Source organism: Pseudoalteromonas sp. H103 (genome assembly GCF_001469205.1).
Lineage (GTDB): Bacteria > Pseudomonadota > Gammaproteobacteria > Enterobacterales > Alteromonadaceae > Pseudoalteromonas > Pseudoalteromonas carrageenovora.
The window spans coordinates 49,938-65,380 of record NZ_LOFG01000018.1; the positions used below are offsets into that span (position 1 = coordinate 49,938).

The window sequence follows — 15,443 nt, forward strand, 5'->3', positions numbered from 1 at the left end:
TTAACTAATAATTTAAGCGCATTCGTAGCTAAATAAACTTAATTAAACCCATTGCAACTTTGTAGTGGGTTTTTTTGTATAAGGCACATCAATTTCACATGTTTGTCATAAAAGCCCCGTAATATATCTCCCGATATAGAGTTATTACTCAAAAAAAGTCTAAATAGTCATAAACATAGCAATTTATTAAAAAAATATTACAGTTGTATTTTATTTGTAACGAATAAATAAGGTACACTATGTAAGAATTTTGAACTAAGTAGGTTTTAAACTTATTTAGATTAAAATTTTAAAATAAAAATATATAAAAATTTAATTAATAACTACACGGGAAAATTAAATGAAAACTCAATTACGCAAAACAGCTCTTTCACTTGCTATTGCAGCATGTGTTGGTGTAAGTGGCGCAGCAATGGCTAACGAAACGACCTCTGCAATTAAAGGTCAAGTTACTGGTCCTAACGGCAACCCTGCTGCAGGTACTAAGGTAACAATTTTACACGTACCTTCTGGCTCAGTAAAAACAACTGAAGTAAATGACGCTGGTTACTTCACAGCTAAAGGCCTTCGTGTTGGTGGTCCTTACAAAGTAGTTGTAGATTCTGATGTGTATGCAGATCAAGAATTCAATAACATTATATTAAACATCGGTAACGATTACCCTGTAAACGTGTCTCTTGAGCCACAATCAAGCATGGAACAAATTGTAGTAACAGGTGCGCCAATCAGCTCTATGTCTGGTGGTACTGGCCCAGCGTCTACATTTACACTTACAGATCTTGAAAACACGCCTGCAATTAACCGTGATTTAAAAGACATTATTCGTATTGACCCACGTATTACAATTGATGACAGCCGCGGAACAATCAACTGTGGTGGTGGTAACCCTCGCTACAACAGCTTAACGCTAGATGGCGTTCGTATGAACGATAACTTCGGTTTAAGCTCAAACGGTTACCCAACTATTAACGCTCCTTTCTCTTTCGATTCAATTGAGCAAGTATCTGCTGAACTAGCACCATTTGATGTGCAATACGGTGGTTTTACATCATGTAACATTAATGCTGTAACTAAATCAGGCGGAAATGAAGTTCACGGTGGTGTATTCTTTGATTATACAAATGACTCTATGCAAGGAGACTCAATTGAAGGTGAAGATTACGACGCAGGCAATTACACTGAGAAGCGCTACGGCTTTAACGTTGGCCTACCATTAATCGAAGATAAACTATTTTTATTCACTTCATATGAAAAGCTTGAAGGTGTACAACAATTTAACTACGGTGGCCTGACAAGTGGTAGTGTTACTGCTGATGACCTTTCTCGAGTTCAAGCGGCATCACAATCTCTATATAACTACGATGCAGGTGGAATGCCATCTAGCTCACCTATTGAAGATGAAAAAATCTTAGTTAAATTAGATTGGAACATCAACGAAAACCACCGTGCTAACATCATTTATAACTACAATGATGCATTCACTATTTCTCAATCAGATGCTGACAATGATGAGCTTTCATTATCTAACCACTTCTATGAGCAAGGTGCTGAATTCACCTCAATCATCGCCTCTGTTTACTCAGATTGGTCAGATGATTTCTCTACTGAAGTTCGTATAGGTAAATCGGAACTAGATGCTCGAGTTGAATCTTTAGACGCAGCGAGCAGCTTTGGTGAAATGCAGATTAGCACTGAAAACGGCGGTACAATCTATATTGGTCCAGATGACTCTCGTCAATCTAACGATTTAAACTATGACACAACTACAGCTAAATTTGCAGCTACATACTATCTTGACCAACATACAATAACAGCAGGTTATGAGTATGAAAATCTCGAAGTATTTAACTTATTCGTACAGCATACCGAAGGTGAGTGGCGTTTTGATTCTGTTGAGGACTTTGAAAACGGTCAAGCTGCACGTATCTACTATAACAATGCTGCAACTACAAATGATCCGAATGATGTAGCAGCAAGCTTTGAATACGCACAACATACAATGTATGTTCAAGATGAATACAGCTTCACTGACATTGATGCAAGCATAACATTTGGTCTTCGTTATGATAAATATACTAGTGATGACAAACCAAATCTCAATAAAAACTATACTAGCCGATACGGCTTCAGTAATCAAAGTACCTTTGACGGTATCGATTTAATTCAACCACGCGTTGGCTTCCAGTGGTATGCAACAGATGCACTTGAAGTTCGTGCTGGTGTTGGTCTGTTCTCTGGTGGTAACCCTAACGTTTGGTTATCTAATTCTTATTCGAATGATGGTATTACGCAAATCACCTCTCAAATTCGCGGTGTAGATTTATTCAATACACCAAATGTAAACGGCGGAACACCAGGCTACGAAGTACCACAATCACAATTTGATACCATAGCTGGAACAGAAATTGGTTCAGGTGATTCAAATGTAAATGCTGTAGACCCTGATTTTGAATTACCATCAGAGTGGAAGTACTCTTTGGGCGCTACTTATACTACCGAGAATGACTACGTAATATCACTTGATTACTTATTCTCTAAGAAGAAAGATGCTGCTACTCTAATAGATCTTGGTTTAGTTAATTCTGGTCAAACTACATTTGATGGACGTCCATTATATACAGGTAAAGAAGATACTCTAAATCCAGGTGAAACTCGTTCACGTGATTACCTACTTACAAATGTAAGTGGCAATAGCGGTGACTCGTCTGTTATTTCATTGGGTATTAGTAAACAGTACGACAATGGCATTAACGCTAGCTTTGGCTACGCGTACACAGATTCAAACGATGTTAATCCGATGACTAGTTCTGTTGCTGACTCTAATTACAGTAATTTAGCACTAACTGACCCGAGTAATCCTGGTGTAGCTACATCAGATTATGAAATCCCACATCGCTTTACTCTTACACTTGGCTACTCACATGAATTCGTAGATGGTTTTGCTACCCGCTTTAATTTATTCGGTGAAGCATATAAAGGTTTACCATATAGCTATGTATTCAATAACAGCGATAATACATTTGGTGATACCAATAACTATGGTTTTGGCTCTCGTCAACTGCTTTATGTACCACTTGAAAATGATCCTAACGTTGTTTATGACATGACCGCAGATGAAATAAATGAATTCAATGAATTTATTTCTTCAGAAGGATTAGAGCGCGGTAAAATTACTGGTCGTAATTCTCAAAATTCTGACTGGTTTGTTAAATTCAACTTCAAGTTAACACAAGAGCTTCCTGGCTTTATGGAAGGTCACAAAGGTGAAGCATTCTTCGTAATTGATAACCTAACAAATCTACTTAATGACGACTGGGGTGTACTTAAAAAAGGTACTTTCGTAGGAAACCGTGTTGTATCAACGTCTATTGATGATGAAGGGCGCTACGTTTACTCTGGTTTTAACTCAAATAACGTAGGTACTACTACTGAAAATAGTGCCTCGGTTTGGCAAATGCGTGTAGGTGTTCGTTACACTTTCTAATTTAATCACTTAAATTAGTTAATACTTTAAAAGCCCACTTCGTGGGCTTTTTTATGCATTTAATTTATTATTTAGCTTTTCAATTACAGTATTTAATACTTGGTATTCATCATCAGACAGCCCACTCAATAATTGCTTTTCCCAGTTAATTGCTTCAATCGCAATTTTAGAATGGAAAGACTCACCTTGCTCACTTAACATAAGCAATGCTGCGCGTTTATCGTTTTCATTAAGCTTGCTACAGACTAAATCTTTATTAACAAGTGCTTTCACAGCTCTAGATACCGTGGATTTATCCATACTTGCTTGAATACATAAATCCTTTGCATTACTTTGCCCGTACTGCGCTAAGTTAGCAAGCACGCGCCACTGCGGTATATTTAAGTCGTATTTATCTTGATATACCTGTGCAAAATCATTACTAACACGCATTGCTATATTAGTTAGTTGGTAGGGTAAAAATGTCTCTAAATTTAACTTCACTTTTAAACACTCCTAAGAACATTTGATAAATATGCTGTGCACTTTTATTTACAGCGTTGGTTAAGTGGTTGTTTGATATTGCTCTCACTTGAGAGTATCTTAGCTAAATACAAATAATAACTCAAAACATAACAACACTACCCCACTCTCACAGGAGCCTGTTATGAACACACAGCTAACTTATATGACCGGTTTTGGTAATGAATTTGAAACACAAGCGCTACCCGGTGCACTGCCTATAGGCCAATTTACTCCACAGAAAGTTAAGTATGATCTTTATACTGAACAATTTAGTTCTACCGCATTTACAGCTCCACGAGCCGCAAATCGTAGAACGTGGATGTATCGACTACGCCCTTCGGTAGTGCAAGGTGATTACCAAGCAATGGATAACGGCCTAATAAGAACAGCCCCTATTACTGAGGCCGTTACACCACCCACTATGCTACGGTGGAATCCTATTAATATTCCAACAAAGCCCACAGATTTTATTGATGGCTTAATAACAATGGCTGCAAATGGCAACGCTAATGGGCAATCGGGTATCGGTATTCATGTTTATGTAGCTAACAGCTCAATGCAAGGTCGCTATTTTTATAATGCCGATGGTGAAATGTTGTTTGTACCCCAGCAAGGCGAATTACTATTACACACTGAGTGTGGAAAACTGACAATTAAGCCAGGTGAAATAGCAGTAATCCCACGCGGGATAAAGTTTTCAGTTGATTTAATAAACGATAGCGCCCGAGGATACATTTGTGAAAACTACGGCCATGCGTTAGAGCTTGCTGAGCGCGGACCGGTTGGCGCAAATGGTTATGCCAATGACAGAGATTTTCAATATCCTGTAGCTGCATTTGAAGATAAGGAAGGCGACTTTGAGTTAGTTTCTAAATTTAATGGTAATTTATTTAGCTGTGAAATAAAGCACTCCCCTTTTGATGTGGTTGCATGGACAGGTAATAGTGCGCCTTATAAATACGACTTATCTCGCTTTAATGTTATAAATACAGTGAGCTTTGACCACCCAGATCCTTCTATATTTACTGTACTTACATCACCATCAGCGACAGAGGGAATGGCAAATGTTGATTTTGTGATATTTCCACCACGCTGGATGGTTGCTGAGAATACCTTTCGCCCACCTTACTATCATCGTAATATTATGAGTGAGTTTATGGGCTTGATTGAAGGCATATATGATGCAAAAGAGCACGGATTTGTACCAGGAGGCGCTAGTTTACATAATTGTATGTCGCCACACGGTCCAGAAGCTGACGTATTCGAAAAAGCGTCAAACGCAGAGCTTATTCCACAAAAATATGAAAATACGCTCGCCTTCATGTTCGAATCGCGCTACATCATTTCACCAACTAAATATGCACTTGAAGGACAAGAGCGCCAAACAAACTACACAGACTGTTGGCGTACTATTAAAAAACAATTTAACGGTGCAGAGGACTCATTATGAAACTATATAGCTATTTTCGGTCATCAGCGGCTTATAGAGTACGTATAGCGCTTAACTTAAAGGCAATAGATTATGACCTTGCAATAGTTAACCTATTAAAGTCGCAGCAATTAGATGAGGGCTATTTAGCCGTTAACTCTCAAGGCTTACTCCCGGCTCTTGAAACCGAAGAGGGCTATTTAGCACAGTCTCTTGCAATACTTGAGTGGCTTGATGAAACCTACCCGCAGTCGCCAATCATTGCAGGCTCAGCGTGGCAAAAAGCGAAAATACGAAATATTAGTTATGCCATTGCCTGCGATATTCATCCAGTAAATAATCTACGTGTTTTAAAGTACTTATCGAACGAACTAAACGTTGATGATGAGGCTAAAAACAAATGGTATAGACACTGGATTGAAGTCGGCTTTGAAAAAATTGAATTAATGCTCAGTGATAGTAGTGATTACTGTGTAGGTGATCAGCCTACTCTTGCTGATATTTGTTTAGTGCCTCAGGTATTTAATGCTATACGTTTTAAAGTAGATATGGCTGCATATCCTAAAATAGCAGCCATTTATGAACGCTGTAACAAGTTAGCGGCATTTGATGACGCTGCACCACAAAACCAGCCTGATGCTATTTAATTTTGCAGTGCGCTGTGAATAACAGTGACATGTTCAATCAAATCTAAGCCGAGATCAGTTAAGTAACCGCCATCTGGGCTATCTATAATACCTTTATCGAATAAACGCTGCGCCGCACTAAGTAAGTTAGCCTCTGCGTCTGAGTGTAGTTTTATCCCCTGCATTTTGCTGTCGCGAGGAAATTTAGCTAATAGTGTAAATTCGTCAATCATAGTTTGGTTAAATTGCATGTGTGTGCACCTTTTTATTGTTCTGTGTTTAAGTCAGTGTTGTATAAAGCTATTACTTACCCTAGCATGTTTTTTAGTACCGTGTACTATTTTTAAACTATCATTCTATTGAGGCCAAAAATGTATAATAAAATAGCGCTTATCATCAGCCTTGCTTGCTTAAATATTGTAACTAATAGCCATGCAAGTACAATTAAAACACACGCCATAATTGATGCAAATGAGCTTTCAAACCAAGGCCAAAGTTGTTGGTACGATAATAAGAGATATAGCGAAGGCGCACTAATTCAAATTCATTCTTTTACTTTATTGTGTGCTCTTAAAAAACCTGAGCATAATAACAGTCAGCTCATTTGGCTTAAAATTGATAAGCAAGGTAATGCTATTTATCCTAAAAAGCCTAAAACCATTACAGTGAATTAGCGCTAAAAGCTGATTTAAGCTACAATGCACGCAGTTTAAATAAGTAGTATTACTATGAATAATCAACCTAAAAACCCTTTACACGGGGTAACGTTAGAACAAATTCTTGTTGAGTTAGAGCAACGACTTGGCTGGAGAACGCTAGGCGAACAAGTAAAAATTAAATGTTTTACTGATTCACCGAGTATAAAATCGAGTCTAAAATTTTTACGTAAAACGCCATGGGCGCGAGATAAAGTGGAAGCCCTTTACATACACACTATAAATAATAAGCCTATTCGCAAACCAAAAAGTGCACCAAAAGGCACCTCTTCTAAAGCGCCTGATACTACTGGCTTTGTTTGGCCATCAATTAAAAAATGACACAAAAAAAGGAGCTAAAATAGCTCCTTTTTAATGATGTTGAGTGATACTTACTGCTCTTTGCAAATTACATTTAATGAAGCAGGCTCAATAGTTATAACCAGCTTTTTAGCGGTTTTAACTTCACCATCAAGTACATACTTGAGATCTCCCTCCCCAGTAATTTCTACTTTTTTTGCGTTAGTATGATGTGAGTTAATAGCAAGCTGAGTTTGCGTCAAGCTGCTGAACATTAATTCTGCAATACTAAGGACCGTTGTTGAATCCTCTTTGTTTGGCGTTAACCAATTTACGTCAAGTAAGCCATCACTGTGATCGGGTTGCCCGCCACCTTGAGCTAATAACGTTGTAAAAGGCGCTGCATTAGCAACTATAAAGCTGTTGGTACATATTTCTTGAGGTTCATTATCATCAATCTTAACATTCAATAACTGGGATCTTTCTTCGCCAAAAGCCTCAAAAAAGCCACTTAGATATGCAAATTGCCCTGATCTATTTTTAGACTCTCTATCCGCTTTTTCTATCATTGACTGCTCAAAACCAATGCCTGCGAGTAAAAGTACTAATTCATTGTTACAGTATGCGGTATCAATTAAACTTGTTTGACCATCAATAATTAAATCACAGGCCTGTTCAACAGGAATTAATTTAGAGCTTATTCCCATTAATACATGAGCTAAGGCGTTAGCGGTACCTAATGGTATTATCCCAAGTTTAAATTTTGTATTAATAAGTACACTGGCAACTTCTGTAACGGTACCATCACCACCACAGGCAATCACAATATCTGGGTTATGTTTTATTGCTTGTTTAGCAAGCTCAACGCCGTTTACTTCTTTTGATGTAGTAAGTACTTTTAAATCGTAATAGGCTGACAAACGAGCAACTATTAAATGCTCTTTTTCCTGCCATAAGCGCGTACCCGATACAGGATTAGCAATTAACACTGCTTTATTTTTGATAACCAATTCACCTTTTTTATGACGTTTGGCTAAATGACGTAGTTGATGTTTATTTAAGTTAGCGGTTTCACGCGTTTCTTTAATTTGCGCAAGTACTTCATGCACATCAGCATTTTTGTTTTGGCTAAGTAAATAAGCAGCCATAACAAATACAGACCTTCCACGACCCAGTGCACAATGCACAACTACCCGACGGTCTTCTTTGATATGGTTATGTATCCAGTTAATGGCCTGATTTAACTGTGAATGAGTAGGAATACTATGATCGAGCACCGGAATGTTTAAGTAATTAATGTTCTCTTGCGTTGAACTCCATTCAAGTCCATCAAACTCACACGTTACATCCAAAATAGCTGTAATACCGTTGTCTTTTAACGTGTCTATATCTGAGGGGAATAAGCGACAGGCTAAAAATAAGTTATCGTTAATTTGCTGAATAGGCGGTACTTTATCGTGCTTACGCGACCAGGCATTATAAATTTGTACTCCAAATAAAAATGGTACAAATGCCCAGCGTATATAAAATGGGATGACTCCATTTTCTCTTTTTCTGAAAATTTTAGCGGCATTAAAAATATAGGCAGCGCTTACAAGCAAAAGTGAAAGCGCGGTCCAATAAAAAACAATAGCAAAATAAACAGAGCTCACTTCCCATCCGACAAAAATAAGTAGTAGCGCTAATAGTGAATAACTAATTGCAGCCCACATAACTTCTCCTTTTTATAATATTATTCGTTTTTTTAAACGTTACTACTTGTACATTTGCAAATATCGCGCCATCAAAACCCTTTAAAATATACATCTTTAAAATCGTAACAAGCTGATTAATAAGAATATAAATAAAATACAGTTCTCCTGAACAACGAGCTTATGCATTTTTTACACAGTTATAGATAAATTATTCTCAAATGTTAATAATTTAACTATGATCGTTTAATCCTTGTACTCACGTATAAAGGAGCTAATCTATAAAGCAATAATAATTTTTGCATCCAATTCCCACCTTTAATCGTTTACTCACTGATAATAAGAAAAATAGGAACCCTATGGACAATGACGAATTACTCCCTCTTTTGTGCGCAACAGCACAAGGAGACAAAAATGCTTTTTCGAGTTTATACCAGCTAACTAGCGGCAAACTGTTTGCGATTAGTTTAAATATGTTAACCAATAGAGCTCATGCAGAAGAGGCATTACAAGATGCTTTTATTAAAATTTGGCACAACGCATCAGATTATAATGCCTCAAAGGGGACGGTTATAAGTTGGATGATAAGCATTGTAAGGTATCGCAGCCTCGATTCGCTGCGCTATCACAAAGTTCGCAAAGAGCAATCGTTAAGCGACGATGAATATGATACGCAAAGTATTGATATAAATTACGATGAAGAAACAAAACTCGTTAATTGTATAGAGCAACTTGAGCCGCAACAAAAGCAGGCTATTCATTTAGCCTATTACAAAGGGCTGAGCCATAGTGAATTAGTGGATCATATAGAAACACCGCTAGGCACAGTTAAAAGTTGGATAAGGCGTGGGCTGTTACAGCTACAAAGGTGTTTAACATTATGAACTATGACAAACCAGAGTTACTTGACTCACTTGCAGGGCAGTATGTACTAGGTACATTAAGAGGATTAGCACGTAAACGTTTTCAACGTTTACTGCTTACCTCTAATAAAGCACGTGAAGCCACCAGCATGTGGGAGCAAAATTTAAATAATTTAGCCAGTGCCATTACACCAAAGATACCTAACGACGAAGTATGGGTGCAAATAATGCAGCGGATTGAAAATAAACCTCAGTCTAGCAAAACGGTAGTACATACTAAGCCTTCAATTTGGCGTACGTGGTCTTTTGTAGCAACAGCCGCATGTATTATTTTAGCCTTTTTGGTTATTCAACCTACGACAAGTGTTAAGCAAACTGAGCAAATTGCCTTGGTACAGAACCAAGATAAACAATCGCTTTGGTTTATTGATGTTAATGCACAAGGGCTTGCTATTAAAGCCAGCAGCCAATTAGTTGCACAAACAAACAAAGATTACGAGCTGTGGATGATTTTAAAAGGCCAGGACACACCAATATCTTTAGGCTTGCTACCTAAACAAGGTGATAAACTCTTGTTGAAAGATAAACGCTTTAAAGCTTCCGACATCGCGTTACTAGCAGTAAGTTTGGAGTCTATCGGTGGCTCGCCTAATGGTTTACCAACCGAGGTGTTATACACTACTGAGTTAGTACTGCTTTAAATTTTTAACCTATCATTGGCTGCTTTTTTATAAGCAGCCAACTTTCTGTTTTAACTATTTTTAACACAAAATAAAATAAATTTAACTTTTTTGCATCCAACTTCAATTCTGCTTCGTTATTAGTTATGACTTCAATCAAAACTAAAGGACAAAGTCATGAAAGCTTTAACTCCATCAATACTCGCAGTAGTAGTATGCAGTACATTTGTAAGTGCACCAAGTGAGGCATCTAGCCACAGAGAAGCGCCAAATATAAGCCGTTTCCCGACTTTAGATTCAACCGATTTCTATGTTTTTAACAGTTACGAGCAAGGCCGTGGCGATTACGTCACATTTATTGCTAATTATATTCCACTTCAAGATGCTTATGGCGGCCCAAACTATTTTGCTATGGACCCTGACGCAACTTACAGCATTCATATTGATAACGATGGTGATGCTGTTGAAGATATTACATTTGCGTTTAACTTTAAAAGCATGCTCCCTAACGATAACCAAGGTGTGCAATTAACCGTTGGCCCAGAAGGTAACCAGCGTACTGTATCTGTACCCCTTAAAAATGTTGGCGGTGTAGCAGCAGGTAATGATAGTGCAGCCAACTTTAGTGAATCCTACACTATGAGTATGATAAGCGGAGCACAGCGCACAGGTGAGACAACTGTATTAAATAACACCACTTCAAACTCTAGCACCTTCTCTAAGCCTTTAGATTATGTGGGTGATAAGACGTTTGGCTCAATGAGCGATTACCAAGCTTACGCAGATCAGTTTGTTTATCAGGTATCTATTCCCAATTGTGATTCAATGGCACAGGTTTTTGTAGGGCAGCGTAAAGACCCGTTTGTAGTTAACTTAGGTAAAACATTCGATTTGGTAAACTATGTACCAGTTGAAGGTGATAGTGCGCCGGGTGCTGGCGATGGCGGTGGTTTCCCTGGTGGTATTACACAATCGGCAGATAACGACGACCTAGCTGATAAAAACGTAACATCAATTGCAATTGAAGTACCTAAAAGTTGTGTTACCGGCGAAGGTAATGGTGTTATAGGCTCTTGGACAACGGCAAGTTTACCGCAAGCGCGCATATTGAACCCTAACGCTAAATTTGCAAACAACGCGGTTAATGGCGGCGCTTTAACGCAAGTTTCACGCTTAGGTAACCCATTAGTCAACGAGCTTGTAATTGGTATTAAAGATAAAGACACATTTTCAAGTGCTCAGCCACAAGATGATGCTCAATTTTTAGATTATGTATCTCACCCTTCTTTACCTGAACTATTAAATATTTTATTTAAAGATGCAGTAAATACAACGCTTGGTGCAAATCTAGAAACCCTAGCCCCTACTAACTTTCCGCGTACTGATTTAATCACTGCATTTTTAACAGGTTTTGCAGGTGTTAACCAACAAGCCACAGTAACCCCTTCAGAAATGTTACGTTTAAATACAGGTATTGCAGCAACACCACAAGCTGATCAATCAGCATTTGGTGTAGCAGGCGATGATTTAGCAGGCTTTCCAAATGGCCGTCGCCCAGGTGATGATGTTGTAGATATTGCACTTCGCGTTGTTATGGGTCGCTTATGTCATCCTATTCCTGTAAATGGTGAAGAAACTAACCTTGGTCTTTGTACACCAGAAGATGCTAACACAGGGACAGTTCCATTTACTGATGGCGCACCTGTTGATGCAACTATGATGGACTCAACATTCCCATACCTTGCAACTCCCCTTGCAGGCTCTAAATAAGGAGTTAACTAATGCGTAATTTTAAAACTACCCATGTATGTGTATTACTTAGCGTATTAACACTTGGGGCGTGCAGTAGCGATGATGATAATAAACAACCTACACCGGTTGTAAATACAGCGCCTACAGCAAGTGATGTAATGCTTAGTACACAAACGGAAGTAACGATTACCGATATGCTCAGTGCCAGCGATAACGATGGCGACTCATTAACGTACTCATTAACGAGTGAGCCATCACTGGGTGTAGCGACAGTAAATAGCGACGGTAATTTTACTTACACCCCTAATAAAGAAGCGACTGGCTCAGATAGCTTTGTGTTTGGGGTAAGTGATGGTGTTAATGCACAAGTAACCGCTACGGTTAGTATTTCAATAGATGCTCTAGAGGTTGATTTTGCGCAATTTGCAACTGACGCTTTTAACCAAAGCCCAAATGCAGAGCCGCTATCTGTAAATGGCAGAGTGTTTACCAACACAGATACCGACGTTGATGGACTTATTTCAACAAACGGTAATTAGTAATTAAGCTGATGGCCATGGATGGCTTTTTTCAAAGGATATAAAAATGCATTTTTCAGTATTTAAACCCGTAGTATTTATAGCTATAAGCATAACCTCTTTAGGGCTAAATGCTGCACCTTACACGCCAAAAGAAGATGCAGTAATTGCAACAAGTAACTCTACTCTGAGCGCTTCTCTTACCCTTGAAGAAATAAATGCCTTAGTTACTAACAGTCAATATGTAGGTCAAACAGAGCGCTTACAAGGTTTATTAAAAACGCGTTTAGCACAATTATATGAGCAAACTCCATCACCTAAAATTGGTTATTTATATGCAAGAGTACTGCAAAAAGAGCATCTTTTTGAGCAAGCAATCGCTGTAGCTAATGCGGTTTTAATTACCGAGCCAATGCACAGTAACAGTCATTTATTATTAGCTAATATACACATGGTTCAGGGGCAGTTTTTAAAAGCAAAGCAACATTGCATTGCTTTAATTTCTCACGTAAGCACAATTACTGCTAGCACCTGTGTGTTAGACGTACAAAGCCAGCATCAAGATTTATTAAAAAGTTATCAAGCATTAGTCAAAATAATTAATAATAAGCCCACTAGCTTTACTACAAAACATGTTTTGAGCGAAATGAGCTATCGCCTTGGTAATTACAAACAAGCACTCTCACACTTACAAAGTGTTAATTTAGTAAACGCCCCAGTAAGCCTAATTGTTTTGTGGGCTGATATTCACCTTGCTCTTGCTCAGCATACCGATGTTTTAAATACATTGAGTGCATTACTCCCTGACAAAAATAATTTAGAAGATGCTATTTTGCTAAGACTCGCCATTGCAGAAAAAAAATTAAATAAAACAGGTAAAAAATGGCAAAATCTAATGGCGCAAAGAGTTACACTACGTGAGCTTCGCAAAGATACGTTTCATGCGAGTGATTTAGCTAAATATTATCTAGACGTACAACCTAATCGCGACAAAGCACTTTACTGGGCTCATATTAATTGGCAGCAGGCCAAAATGAGCGCCGATGAGCAATTACTCATTCAAGCCCAAGCGATGTAAAGAGACACACTATGAAAACGCCTTATCTATTTATAATGACTTTAATGCTATGCATTTTTTCAATGAACAGCTTTGCTCATCAGTTAAGCACTAGTTATATTACCTTAAATAACAACGCCCCCTCCAACCAATACGCGGGTAATTGGCAAATTAACATTACCGATTTAGAGCATGAAGTTGCCCTTGATTTAGATAAAAATGGGCAAATTACGTGGACTGAAATAAAAGCCAAACGCGGCTCAATTACGCGCTTCGTTAACGATAATCTAAAGGTTACACAGAATGATCAGTTGTGCCTTTTAAAAAGTGAAGGGACATACCAGCTCGACAATCATTTCAATCAGCCTTATTTAGTCATTCCGCTTTTATTTAATTGCAAAAACGCATCGCCCATCACACTTACTTATTCAGCCTTTTTTAACACTGATGCAAACCATAAATCTATTGTAAATATTAACGACGTATCACGCGTATTTAGCACCGACGATGCTAAACAAACATTTAGCTTTGAGCAATCAAGTTACCTCAGTACGTTTAATCAGTACGTGTATCAAGGTGTTTTACATATTTGGATTGGTATTGATCATATTTTATTTTTAATCGCTTTATTACTTACCTGTGTATTAACTCGCAGCAATAAAGCATGGCAAGGGATCAGCTTTAAAAAGCAAATAATTAAGCATACCGCCTGGATCGTCACTGCCTTTACCCTTGCACATTCTATTACACTTACCGCCACAGCTATGAACTTAGTCTCGCCAAATAGTCGCTGGGTAGAGCTTGGAATTGCTTTATCAGTGCTTTTTGCAGCTTTAAATAATGTCTGGCCACTTGTACTTCGCTTAGGTTGGCTAACATTTGCTTTTGGGTTATTACACGGTATGGGGTTTGCCAGTGTATTAGGCGAGCTTGGCCTTTCTAGCGATTACCAATTACTCAGTATTTTGGCATTTAATTTAGGCGTTGAAATAGGCCAGTTGAGTATATTACTCATTGCTTTGCCAGTATTAATCTATGCGAGAAACTACACATGGTATAAAAAATGGGTTATGCCTATGGGGTCTGTCGCTATTGCAATCATTGCGTTGCAATGGTCAATAGAGCGTTTTTAAGGTATTGAGCAAATAAGCTAGCCAAATTTGGCTAGCTTATTGTTTAGGGGTAAAAAAGTGCGACTACGCTTCATCAAAAGGCATTAATAATGTTTTCATTGCTGGGCGTAAAGCGATTAAAACGGTCTCTTCTGTTAATTCAGGATAAAGTACCTTTCGCAGTAATAACCCTGCCATCATCGAAAAAATAACGTTAATGCGGCTTTCAAGCTCCTGCTCTTCAATATTTTTTAGTGTACTTCGCTCACTTGTTAAAAGCTGCCTCATACGTGTGCGTGCTTGAATATCCATATCGCGCAGCAGTGAAGCTACTTTAGCGTTACGACCTGCTTCAGCCATCATATCTAAATCAACTACACATGCCCCTGTGTCCATATGCCTTTGAACACCAATGTTTAAGCCATCTAAAAGAGCTGCTAAAACATCACCAGGGTGATCTTCAAACTGTTGGAAGATAGAAAACATTTCTTCCATGTCTTTTTCAATAATGCTTTCTATAATTGCTTCTTTACTTTCAAAGTAATTATAAATATGGCCTGCACTCATCCCTGCCGTTTTAGATATTTCAGCCATGCCTGCACCGTGGTAACCTTTTCGGCGAAAACACTCTGCAGCAGCTGTTAGTATTTGTTCGCGCCTAGCTTGCGCTATAGCGGGATCTGTTTGCCTTTTTGCTTTAGGCTTCATGTTCAACTCCACTACCAAGTCATA

The 15,443-nt window shown here is 38.3% G+C and carries 15 protein-coding genes; 11 read left to right on the top strand and 4 right to left on the bottom strand.

Annotated features, from left to right (window positions below; genetic code table 11):
* Positions 1–340 precede the first annotated feature (340 nt).
* Positions 341–3,484: a TonB-dependent receptor gene (locus tag ATS74_RS15845; protein WP_058549840.1), complete on the top strand. Its 3,144-nt coding sequence runs from the start codon at positions 341–343 to the stop codon at positions 3,482–3,484.
* Positions 3,485–3,535: 51 nt separating this feature from the next.
* Here the strand turns inward: ATS74_RS15845 and ATS74_RS15850 are convergent, their stop codons facing one another.
* Entirely contained in the window at positions 3,536–3,967 is a 432-nt protein-coding gene (locus ATS74_RS15850; RefSeq protein WP_058549841.1) for a MarR family winged helix-turn-helix transcriptional regulator, read from the bottom strand.
* Between the two features lie 163 nt (positions 3,968–4,130).
* Between ATS74_RS15850 and hmgA the strand changes: the two genes are divergently transcribed.
* Entirely contained in the window at positions 4,131–5,438 is a 1,308-nt protein-coding gene (gene hmgA, locus ATS74_RS15855) for a homogentisate 1,2-dioxygenase (RefSeq protein WP_058549842.1), read from the top strand.
* Positions 5,435–6,064 (top strand): maleylacetoacetate isomerase, encoded by a 630-nt coding sequence (maiA, locus tag ATS74_RS15860; RefSeq protein WP_058549843.1) that lies wholly within the window; start codon positions 5,435–5,437, stop codon positions 6,062–6,064. Before hmgA ends, maiA begins: the two co-directional genes overlap by 4 nt.
* Here maiA and ATS74_RS15865 read toward each other — a convergent pair.
* Complete coding sequence (locus ATS74_RS15865; protein WP_058549844.1) at positions 6,061–6,294, bottom strand: TIGR02647 family protein; 234 nt, start codon at positions 6,292–6,294, stop codon at positions 6,061–6,063. The two genes, maiA and ATS74_RS15865, sit on opposite strands and share 4 nt — an antisense overlap.
* A gap of 120 nt (positions 6,295–6,414) precedes the next feature.
* Here ATS74_RS15865 and ATS74_RS15870 point away from each other — a divergent pair, with 120 nt between their 5' ends.
* Positions 6,415–6,717 carry a DUF1496 domain-containing protein gene (locus tag ATS74_RS15870; RefSeq protein ID WP_058549845.1) on the top strand — a complete coding sequence of 101 codons (303 nt, stop codon included), beginning with the start codon at positions 6,415–6,417 and terminating at the stop codon, positions 6,715–6,717.
* Between the two features lie 54 nt (positions 6,718–6,771).
* A complete protein-coding gene (locus tag ATS74_RS15875) occupies positions 6,772–7,080 on the top strand; it encodes a VF530 family DNA-binding protein (RefSeq protein ID WP_058549846.1) in 309 nt (102 codons plus the stop codon).
* Positions 7,081–7,130: 50 nt separating this feature from the next.
* Here ATS74_RS15875 and ATS74_RS15880 read toward each other — a convergent pair whose 3' ends face one another.
* On the bottom strand, positions 7,131–8,750 hold the full coding sequence (locus ATS74_RS15880) for a diacylglycerol kinase family protein (RefSeq protein ID WP_058549847.1): 1,620 nt from the start codon (positions 8,748–8,750) through the stop codon (positions 7,131–7,133).
* A gap of 338 nt (positions 8,751–9,088) precedes the next feature.
* Between ATS74_RS15880 and ATS74_RS15885 the strand changes: the two genes are divergently transcribed.
* The 6 genes from ATS74_RS15885 (at position 9,089) to ATS74_RS15910 (ending at position 14,732) form a co-directional block, all read left to right on the top strand.
* On the top strand, positions 9,089–9,613 hold the full coding sequence (locus ATS74_RS15885) for a sigma-70 family RNA polymerase sigma factor (protein WP_058549848.1): 525 nt from the start codon (positions 9,089–9,091) through the stop codon (positions 9,611–9,613).
* Positions 9,610–10,293, top strand: a complete 684-nt coding sequence (locus ATS74_RS15890) for an anti-sigma factor (protein ID WP_058549849.1) — start codon at positions 9,610–9,612, stop codon at positions 10,291–10,293. Before ATS74_RS15885 ends, ATS74_RS15890 begins: the two co-directional genes overlap by 4 nt.
* 156 nt (positions 10,294–10,449) lie before the next feature.
* On the top strand, positions 10,450–12,042 hold the full coding sequence (locus ATS74_RS15895) for a DUF4331 domain-containing protein (RefSeq protein WP_058549850.1): 1,593 nt from the start codon (positions 10,450–10,452) through the stop codon (positions 12,040–12,042).
* An 11-nt stretch (positions 12,043–12,053) separates the two neighbouring features.
* A complete protein-coding gene (locus tag ATS74_RS15900) occupies positions 12,054–12,563 on the top strand; it encodes an Ig-like domain-containing protein (protein ID WP_058549851.1) in 510 nt (169 codons plus the stop codon).
* A gap of 46 nt (positions 12,564–12,609) precedes the next feature.
* A complete protein-coding gene (locus ATS74_RS15905; RefSeq protein ID WP_058549852.1) occupies positions 12,610–13,620 on the top strand; it encodes a tetratricopeptide repeat protein in 1,011 nt (336 codons plus the stop codon).
* Between the two features lie 11 nt (positions 13,621–13,631).
* Positions 13,632–14,732 (top strand): HupE/UreJ family protein, encoded by a 1,101-nt coding sequence (locus ATS74_RS15910; RefSeq protein ID WP_058549853.1) that lies wholly within the window; start codon positions 13,632–13,634, stop codon positions 14,730–14,732.
* 63 nt (positions 14,733–14,795) lie between these two features.
* On the opposite strand, the gene ATS74_RS15915 is transcribed toward ATS74_RS15910, so the two are convergent.
* Positions 14,796–15,419: a TetR/AcrR family transcriptional regulator gene (locus ATS74_RS15915; RefSeq protein ID WP_058549854.1), complete on the bottom strand. Its 624-nt coding sequence runs from the start codon at positions 15,417–15,419 to the stop codon at positions 14,796–14,798.
* Between the last annotated feature and the right edge of the window lie 24 nt (positions 15,420–15,443).

Bases quoted from the DNA above. Each gene is read 5' to 3' on its own strand.
- ATS74_RS15875 (WP_058549846.1), top strand. From the start codon at position 6,772: ATGAATAATCAACCTAAAAACCCTTTACACGGGGTAACGTTAGAACAA.
- ATS74_RS15890 (WP_058549849.1), top strand. From the start codon at position 9,610: ATGAACTATGACAAACCAGAGTTACTTGACTCACTTGCAGGGCAGTAT.
- maiA (WP_058549843.1), top strand. From the start codon at position 5,435: ATGAAACTATATAGCTATTTTCGGTCATCAGCGGCTTATAGAGTACGT.
- ATS74_RS15895 (WP_058549850.1), top strand. From the start codon at position 10,450: ATGAAAGCTTTAACTCCATCAATACTCGCAGTAGTAGTATGCAGTACA.
- ATS74_RS15870 (WP_058549845.1), top strand. From the start codon at position 6,415: ATGTATAATAAAATAGCGCTTATCATCAGCCTTGCTTGCTTAAATATT.
- ATS74_RS15905 (WP_058549852.1), top strand. From the start codon at position 12,610: ATGCATTTTTCAGTATTTAAACCCGTAGTATTTATAGCTATAAGCATA.
- ATS74_RS15915 (WP_058549854.1), bottom strand. From the start codon at position 15,419: ATGAAGCCTAAAGCAAAAAGGCAAACAGATCCCGCTATAGCGCAAGCT.
- ATS74_RS15865 (WP_058549844.1), bottom strand. From the start codon at position 6,294: ATGCAATTTAACCAAACTATGATTGACGAATTTACACTATTAGCTAAA.
- ATS74_RS15900 (WP_058549851.1), top strand. From the start codon at position 12,054: ATGCGTAATTTTAAAACTACCCATGTATGTGTATTACTTAGCGTATTA.
- ATS74_RS15885 (WP_058549848.1), top strand. From the start codon at position 9,089: ATGGACAATGACGAATTACTCCCTCTTTTGTGCGCAACAGCACAAGGA.
- ATS74_RS15880 (WP_058549847.1), bottom strand. From the start codon at position 8,750: ATGTGGGCTGCAATTAGTTATTCACTATTAGCGCTACTACTTATTTTT.
- hmgA (WP_058549842.1), top strand. From the start codon at position 4,131: ATGAACACACAGCTAACTTATATGACCGGTTTTGGTAATGAATTTGAA.
- ATS74_RS15910 (WP_058549853.1), top strand. From the start codon at position 13,632: ATGAAAACGCCTTATCTATTTATAATGACTTTAATGCTATGCATTTTT.
- ATS74_RS15845 (WP_058549840.1), top strand. From the start codon at position 341: ATGAAAACTCAATTACGCAAAACAGCTCTTTCACTTGCTATTGCAGCA.